Raw genomic sequence first — 6,633 nt, 5'->3', positions numbered from 1 at the left:
AGTTGGGCTGTAATACTCCATATTTTTTAATTTCGTTCGGTATAGCAACTTGTTTAGGTCCTTTGTAGTCTGTTGCTGTCAACGTTCCCACAATTCCTTTAGAATCATGCACTATGTCTCTAGTTCCTTTAGCTGTTCCGTTAGGGTTTTTAGTGTTCCCTAAAATATTGCTTCCTAACCGTTTAGCACTAGATTTTTCGTCTTCTCCTCTGAGAGGAAAAACTTTTCGTCCACGTTCTCCTCTAAGATGTCCGATAATGAACACACGTTCCCTGTTTTGTGGTACTCCGAAATCTTTGCTGTTAAGCACTTGCCATTCCACATCATACCCGAGTTCATCCAACGCTGAGAGGATTGTCTCGAAGGTATTTCCTTTGTCGTGGTTAAGGAGTCCTTTGACGTTTTCAAGGAATAGATACTTAGGTTTGAGAATAGCGGCGAATCTTGCGATTTCAAAGAAGAGAGTTCCTCGAGTATCTTCGAATCCTCTTCGATGTCCTGCAATGCTGAAAGCTTGGCACGGAAAACCTCCGCAAATTGCGTCAACGTGTCCGATGTTTCTGATTTCGTCATCTGTGACTGTGGTAATGTCATGTAATTCTATTTCTCCTTCAGTATTATGAATTGCCTTGTAACTTGCTCTAGCAAATTTGTCGATTTCACAGAATGCTACACATTCATGACCGGCGCTCTCCATTCCAAAACGAAAACCACCGATACCTGCGAATAAGTCAATGAATTTCAAAGATCTTCCTCCTTGACGAATGTTCCATTTACCATTTTTCCTTTCCTATTCTTGATTTCCTCGTATGCAATACCAAGGCATTCAGTAACATCGAGGTCTAATTGATGTGCTAGCACGATAATTGTTACCAATGTGTCACCGATTGCGTCCTTGAGTGCTGCTTGCGGTTCCGTGAATTTAGTCGGTTTCAAGAGTACATCTCGAATTTCTCCGACTTCTTCAGTGATGCGCATCCACTGAATCTTAGGGTCTGCTTGCTTTAAGTTGCGTTCATCAGCCCAATGATTGATTTTAGTAATTAAATCTGAGAATGTGTTATCAGTGTCGTAACCAAGCAGATATGGGATGGATACATTGAAATGGTCGGCTAACTGTCCGAGTTTATCCGATTTGATTTCACGTTCTCCTTTCTCCCAGTGGGAGATGGTTCTACTTGCCACACCAATAAAGTCAGCTAATTCCGTTTGTTTCATTTTCCTTGATTTTCTTAGCTGTTTAAGTCTGTTCATTTTTAATTGCTTCTTTCATTATGTCGTCCCATACAATTTCATACGGCGTTGCTACATGCATAGATTTGGGGAATAAATCCTTCTCGCCAAAATAGTCTAGAGGTACATCCGATAGATGTATCGATGTCACGCCTCCTTCTTGTTCTTGAACGTAGTCGATTTTTTCAACGTTAATCAAAATTCTATGTTTCTCGCTACCGAAATTAAAAGGTTTCACTTCGATAAATTTAGCCATCTACCCCACCTCCTCGATTTCAATGCCCTCGCAGTCGAACATCCAGCCAAAATCAGCATCTTCTAGCTCTTTGCGGGTGTGTTCAAGAACGACATAGGAAGAGTTTTCCTTGCCCCCAAAATACCAACACTCCGTCAGTTTGCCGAAAGCCAACCACTGATGAGCCCTGTTTATTCCTTTCACTCTAACCGTATATCTAGGCTCTTTCTCGACCTCGTAGCCATCAACCCAAGCACGAGCAAAGATATCTTGGTTTCTTGCCTTTTTAATCCAGCAAATAAGTTCATCACTTTTATTCCACTGTTTCAAAAAATCTGGATTCATAGCAGTATATAATCCTATTGCCAAATTTTCTTTACACACATCAATCCAATCCGCCACACATTGCGGAACGATTGGTTTAGGGAAGAATGAATCGTATAGGTCTTCTGCGTACGATACAGAGATATGCCCGATTGTCGATAATTTTTCTATTGCTTCTTGTCTAGTCATTTCGTACTCTCCTTGTAAATAATCAGTGCTGATGTATCATACGTTCTGCGAAGGTCATACTCATAGATTGCTAACGCCACATTAGATTGATATTTAATATCAATAATTTCTATATTTGGGTTTTCTGCAAGAAAATTATTGATTAATTCATCAATTTCTAGGTGGTTAAAAGTGCTAGTATTCTCACGTAAATACTTCGTTCTAATCATCGATTTCCTCCATCCAGACAGTAGCATCTACTGCCATGCTTAACTTCTTCAACACTTCAATGTGTTTTAGTGCCTTCGTTTTATCCGTGAAATGGCACTCCTTAACATCATCCATTGTGCGTGCTACTCGTACTATCCACCGCATTCGACTAACTCCCTTAATCAACATTTTTAAGTTTTGCAGGCACCCACATTTTAGGGTTGTAATTGATCTCATATTTGTATTTTGAAACATTCGGTACTTCAACATCTTCTACTACATAAGAGACATTATCTGACAAACCGATAATTTGCTATTCATTCCAACTCCTTAATTTCAAATTCAATGCGTGGATTAGGACTGTACTTCTTGCGAGCTCTCAACTCGCACACAATACTGTCATCCGTCCAAACAATCCCTTTCTTATCGGCCTTGTTATAACCAGCTTTTGAGATACTATCAAAGAGCGATTTGACAAGATTATCAACGTCTGGAGTTTTCGCATGCCAAAGCATTTCAGCCATGAATTTCTTGAATATATCCCACGTTTTGGCTCTAGCTTTTGGCGTGGGCATTTTTGATACGCTCAAAGGTGCTTTCATGTAAAATACGACATCGACTGAAATAGGACCGTCGTAGAATTGTCCGTCATATTCTTGCTCGATAAGTTGCGAACATTGACGACGCCATGCCTTCATTTTAGGGTCTTCGTAAGTTCCGAATTTGCTGAATCGTGGCCTTGTTTGAGGTTTAGGCTCAATGTTTAAAATCATTTTCATGTTTTCACCAAATCAGAAGGGTAGATCTGAATCTTGGATATCCATAGGGTTTGAATTACCAAACGGATTGCCGTTATTTTTTGAATAACTTGGCGCTTGCTGTTGAGATTGATTATAACCACCGTTAGCATTGCTACCTTCACGCGCTGCACGGCTTTCTAACATTTGAAAGTTCTCAGCAACCACCTCAGTCACATAGACTCTTTGACCTTGCTGATTCTCATAACTACGGGTCTGAATGCGTCCAGTAATTCCAATCAATGCGCCTTTTTTAGCCCAGTTAGCCAAATTCTCAGCTTGCTGACGCCAGATAACGCAGTTGATAAAGTCTGTTTCACGCTCGCCGTTAGCGTCCTTGAAGTTACGGTTAACAGCTAGGCTGAAAGACGCTACTGCGACATTGTTACCTGTATATTTAAGTTCGGGGTCACGGGTTAGGCGACCAACAAGACAGACTGAATTCATCATGTTTTTAGTTCTCCTTTCAAGTGTTTAAAAAGTCATCCAGTGTTAAAACCTCATGTAGTTTCTTTTTGGATTTGCAATAATCACAATGTCCGCACGCTTTAGGTTCTTCGTTCCCAAGCGCCACTTGATACACTCTAGGGGCGTGCTTAGTGATGTAGTTAAGCCCATCTTCTAGCCATTCTTCCGTCAGTTCGATAATCTCTTTGTCTGGCTGTTTCTCCTTCGATACTGCGACAATGAAAGGTTTAAACGTTGGAAAATCCATTTGACGTAACAACTCTAAATATGTTCCTAGTTGGACATGATACTGAAATCCTAGAATGTTATTTACTGCTGTTGGTACTTTGGCACGCAATTCCTCAGACCATTCTAGAGCCCAGATGGATTTCATGGTTTTTAAATCGACTACGTAGCCTTTTGAAAAATTGATGCTATCTAGTTTGCCTTTGAATGGCACTCCACCGATAAAACCAGTCACGATCTTTTCTTTTTCGACTTTATCGTCTTTTTTACCGTGATACAGATTATTGAAAAGCGTGTCATTTTTAAGTGTTTCGATGACTTTTTTAGCTAGTTTGAAATCTGTTAACAAGCCATAAGGCTTACGACTAGAAAATAGAGCTTTTTTATTTTCGGTCTTGAATTTCTCGTGAGCTTCTTCACTCTCGAAGTAGCTATGGACATAATTTCCGAAAAGTAGTGGTTTTTGGTCTCGTTCATCGTCCCATGTCCCGTCATCAATGGCTTTAGCTCTAGCCTCGCATTTCATATATTCCTTGAAACGACTTACAGACATATAGGTTTTGTCAGAATAATAATTATCATCCGTCAAGATTGTTAGTTCAGTCATTTTCTACCTCTTTGATTTTTGTTGAATCACCTTCGAACAAGCTGACTTCTTCGATGATTTCACCAGTTTCAGAATCTACGTTTTTATCCGTTTCTGGTTCAGCTTCATCGCTCATAAGGTCGCCTAAAAGCGTTTGGGTATCCTCGTTTTTTGGTGTAACATCAATAGGATCAGATTTAACTTCCTCAGTTTGATTGTCCGAAATAAGTCCTTCTTGCATTTCGGTTGAGAGTGGGGCATACTTGCTCAAAATGCTCTTGAGTACGGTTTTTTGAGCCATAGCGTCAAAGTCTGTTGACCAAGGCCCTCTTGCATAGGTCTTCGAAAATCGTTTCCCGTGTGATTCTGCTTGTTCTTTCGTCCAGAATGTCAGCTTTTTAAAGCCGTTTACAAGCTCGAAGGTTGCAAAATAGCCATACACTTCGTCTTCTGGTTGTGTGAAATCAATATCCAATGTTTCAAATAGCGGATCATAAGATTTAAATTGCGCTTTGTAGACCTTGCCGGAATTAATGGCCTTAAACTGACCGGAGCGGATAGCTAGCTGGATAAGTCCTTTATACCCCAATTGAAATTGTGCATCTTGCTTGTATGGCACGATGTAAGCAAAACCCAAACTTGGCTCGATAGGTAGATTTAATACCGCTGCTTTCATTGCCGCCGTCATGATTGAAGCATTGCTAGCTCTTGCTAGTAGGTTGTTATTGTTTACGATTGACAATAGACTTGCCGTAAATTGTCGTTCATTGCCATTCAACACCTCTTGAAATTTCTGTTTTACTGCTGGTGTGTTGAAAAAATCTTTGTGTGCTAGTTGATTTGTCATGTTGTTCTCCTATTTTTGATTTGTTGTTATTACCCTCTAATTTCGCTCCTAATCAATCCTATTGTGTGGGTAGCATAATTACACTAGATACACTTTAAAATTGATTACAGACGATTTTAGACGTGTTCTCGTGCGTGTTGTTTGAATACTATCTTTGAACAGTAACCAAACGCCATATATTCGTTGATTTTTTCGATGAATGAGAATAAATCTAGCTCGTTCATCATTTTTTGTTTATGGCTCTCTGAAAACACAAGCCCATGAATACGCTCATAATCTTCAAACAGCTTTAGTTTTACTTCTTCTTCCGTCATGATTTCTTATCTTTCTTGTTTTAGTTGATTAAGCGTGTATCGTTTATCTTCGATGTCTACTACCCTGAAAACATTTCCTTCTAGTCCAGTACGTATACGACTTGCGACCCGTTCGCTGTAAAGGTTTGCTATTTCATTATTGCTTAGGTTGGTTGTGATAACAGTGTTCTTCCGATGGCTTAACACATCAAAGATAAATTCTTCTTCCCATGCTGATTTGGATTGCCCTGAGTTTCCAAGCTTAACGCCTAAATCATCAAGAAATAAGTAGTCAGCTTCCATAAGCATCCTTGAATAATAACTTTCTTTGCTTTCAAACTTAAAGCTTTCTCGGACTTTTCTTAGAATTTCTGTGAGATTGACAAATAGCACGCTTTTGGGGTTGCCTTTATCCTTGTAGGTTTCATTCAGTGTTTTAGCCATAGCGACAGTTAAATGAGTCTTACCAACTCCAGTAGTACCAGTTAGCAACGTGTTTCCTTCGAAGCCATTAAGATATTTCTGTGTTTGCGCTTTGGCAAAATCAAGCATCTGTTTTTCTTGGATTGTCTTAACAACAAAATTATCAAAGGATGCCGACTTTAACTCTTCAGGAATTGTACTGTCTCTCATGAGTACATCATAAGTTCTTAAGTAGAGGTTGTTTTTCAAACTCTCTTTTACCAGTTCTTCTTCTTTTTTGTCTCTTTGTTCTTTGGCGCATTTTGGGCACACTGGAGAGGGTTTGCGTGGTTCGTCTTCTCCTGCAATTTTAACGGGAATATTGAGTTGCATCATAGGTAGCCCATGAATTGGACACCTCCCGTCTAGCCTTTTCGTGTTTGCGATAATTTCAGCTTGTGTTAGCATGTATTACCTCTTTTCTAAAATGGGTTTTCGTCTGCCCTAGAAGCCCCATTCTTCATTGATTTCTGACTCTGTGTTAGTGTTGGTCTTTTGTTTTTTAGCTTCACGGATCGCTTTGCTGTTTCTGACAAGTTCAACCGTCATTAGATTGTCTTGTTTCCAACGGTTAAGGATGGCTTTAATATAGGCAAAATTGGCTTTGCCTTGATTAACCGCTTCTTTTAGAGCTTCAAGGATAACGTCAGCGTTAAAGTCTTCTAGCATGTACTGCAAATCTTCCATTTGTAATGGTGATAGAGCTTTTCCTGTTTCTTGCTCAAAAGATTTGTAGAGATTTGCAAAATCTTGATTGAAAGGAGTGGCGGGGGTTGGTTGTTTTT

Annotated in this window: 13 protein-coding genes; all 13 read right to left on the bottom strand. The window is 39.6% G+C overall.

The window, feature by feature from the left end; all coding sequences use genetic code 11:
• Positions 1–745: DNA cytosine methyltransferase (locus HMPREF2867_RS09905; RefSeq protein ID WP_083306769.1), on the bottom strand; the 745-nt coding region annotated here is incomplete at its 3' end.
• The gene (locus tag HMPREF2867_RS09900; protein ID WP_256263096.1) at positions 742–1,218 is read right to left on the bottom strand and encodes a helix-turn-helix domain-containing protein; all 477 of its coding nucleotides are present in this window, start codon (positions 1,216–1,218) and stop codon (positions 742–744) included. The genes HMPREF2867_RS09900 and HMPREF2867_RS09905, both read right to left, overlap by 4 nt.
• 22 nt (positions 1,219–1,240) lie before the next feature.
• Positions 1,241–1,489: a hypothetical protein gene (locus tag HMPREF2867_RS09895; RefSeq protein WP_070577279.1), complete on the bottom strand. Its 249-nt coding sequence runs from the start codon at positions 1,487–1,489 to the stop codon at positions 1,241–1,243.
• Positions 1,490–1,981, bottom strand: coding sequence for a DUF1642 domain-containing protein (locus HMPREF2867_RS09890; RefSeq protein WP_070577278.1), 492 nt, complete (start codon positions 1,979–1,981; stop codon positions 1,490–1,492).
• Positions 1,978–2,190, bottom strand: a complete 213-nt coding sequence (locus HMPREF2867_RS09885; protein WP_070577277.1) for a sporulation protein Cse60 — start codon at positions 2,188–2,190, stop codon at positions 1,978–1,980. The genes HMPREF2867_RS09890 and HMPREF2867_RS09885 overlap by 4 nt, the downstream gene beginning before the upstream one ends.
• Entirely contained in the window at positions 2,183–2,335 is a 153-nt protein-coding gene (locus HMPREF2867_RS11445) for a hypothetical protein (RefSeq protein WP_176744113.1), read from the bottom strand. Before HMPREF2867_RS11445 ends, HMPREF2867_RS09885 begins: the two co-directional genes overlap by 8 nt.
• A gap of 152 nt (positions 2,336–2,487) precedes the next feature.
• On the bottom strand, positions 2,488–2,949 hold the full coding sequence (locus tag HMPREF2867_RS09880) for a RusA family crossover junction endodeoxyribonuclease (protein ID WP_070577276.1): 462 nt from the start codon (positions 2,947–2,949) through the stop codon (positions 2,488–2,490).
• 12 nt (positions 2,950–2,961) lie between these two features.
• Positions 2,962–3,417 (bottom strand): single-stranded DNA-binding protein, encoded by a 456-nt coding sequence (gene ssb, locus HMPREF2867_RS09875; protein WP_070577275.1) that lies wholly within the window; start codon positions 3,415–3,417, stop codon positions 2,962–2,964.
• A gap of 16 nt (positions 3,418–3,433) precedes the next feature.
• Positions 3,434–4,267 (bottom strand): PD-(D/E)XK nuclease-like domain-containing protein, encoded by an 834-nt coding sequence (locus tag HMPREF2867_RS09870; RefSeq protein ID WP_070577274.1) that lies wholly within the window; start codon positions 4,265–4,267, stop codon positions 3,434–3,436.
• Positions 4,260–5,093: a recombinase RecT gene (locus tag HMPREF2867_RS09865; protein ID WP_070577273.1), complete on the bottom strand. Its 834-nt coding sequence runs from the start codon at positions 5,091–5,093 to the stop codon at positions 4,260–4,262. Before HMPREF2867_RS09865 ends, HMPREF2867_RS09870 begins: the two co-directional genes overlap by 8 nt.
• A 116-nt stretch (positions 5,094–5,209) precedes the next feature.
• Complete coding sequence (locus HMPREF2867_RS09860) at positions 5,210–5,407, bottom strand: hypothetical protein (RefSeq protein WP_070577272.1); 198 nt, start codon at positions 5,405–5,407, stop codon at positions 5,210–5,212.
• A 6-nt stretch (positions 5,408–5,413) separates the two neighbouring features.
• Positions 5,414–6,256 (bottom strand): ATP-binding protein, encoded by an 843-nt coding sequence (locus tag HMPREF2867_RS09855; RefSeq protein WP_070577271.1) that lies wholly within the window; start codon positions 6,254–6,256, stop codon positions 5,414–5,416.
• Positions 6,257–6,292: 36 nt separating this feature from the next.
• On the bottom strand, positions 6,293–6,633 hold a 341-nt coding region (locus HMPREF2867_RS09850), incomplete at its 5' end, for a DnaD domain-containing protein (RefSeq protein WP_141751027.1).

The organism is Streptococcus sp. HMSC064H09 (assembly GCF_001812625.1).
GTDB lineage: Bacteria > Bacillota > Bacilli > Lactobacillales > Streptococcaceae > Streptococcus.
This window is presented reverse-complemented; position numbering and strand designations above follow the sequence as displayed.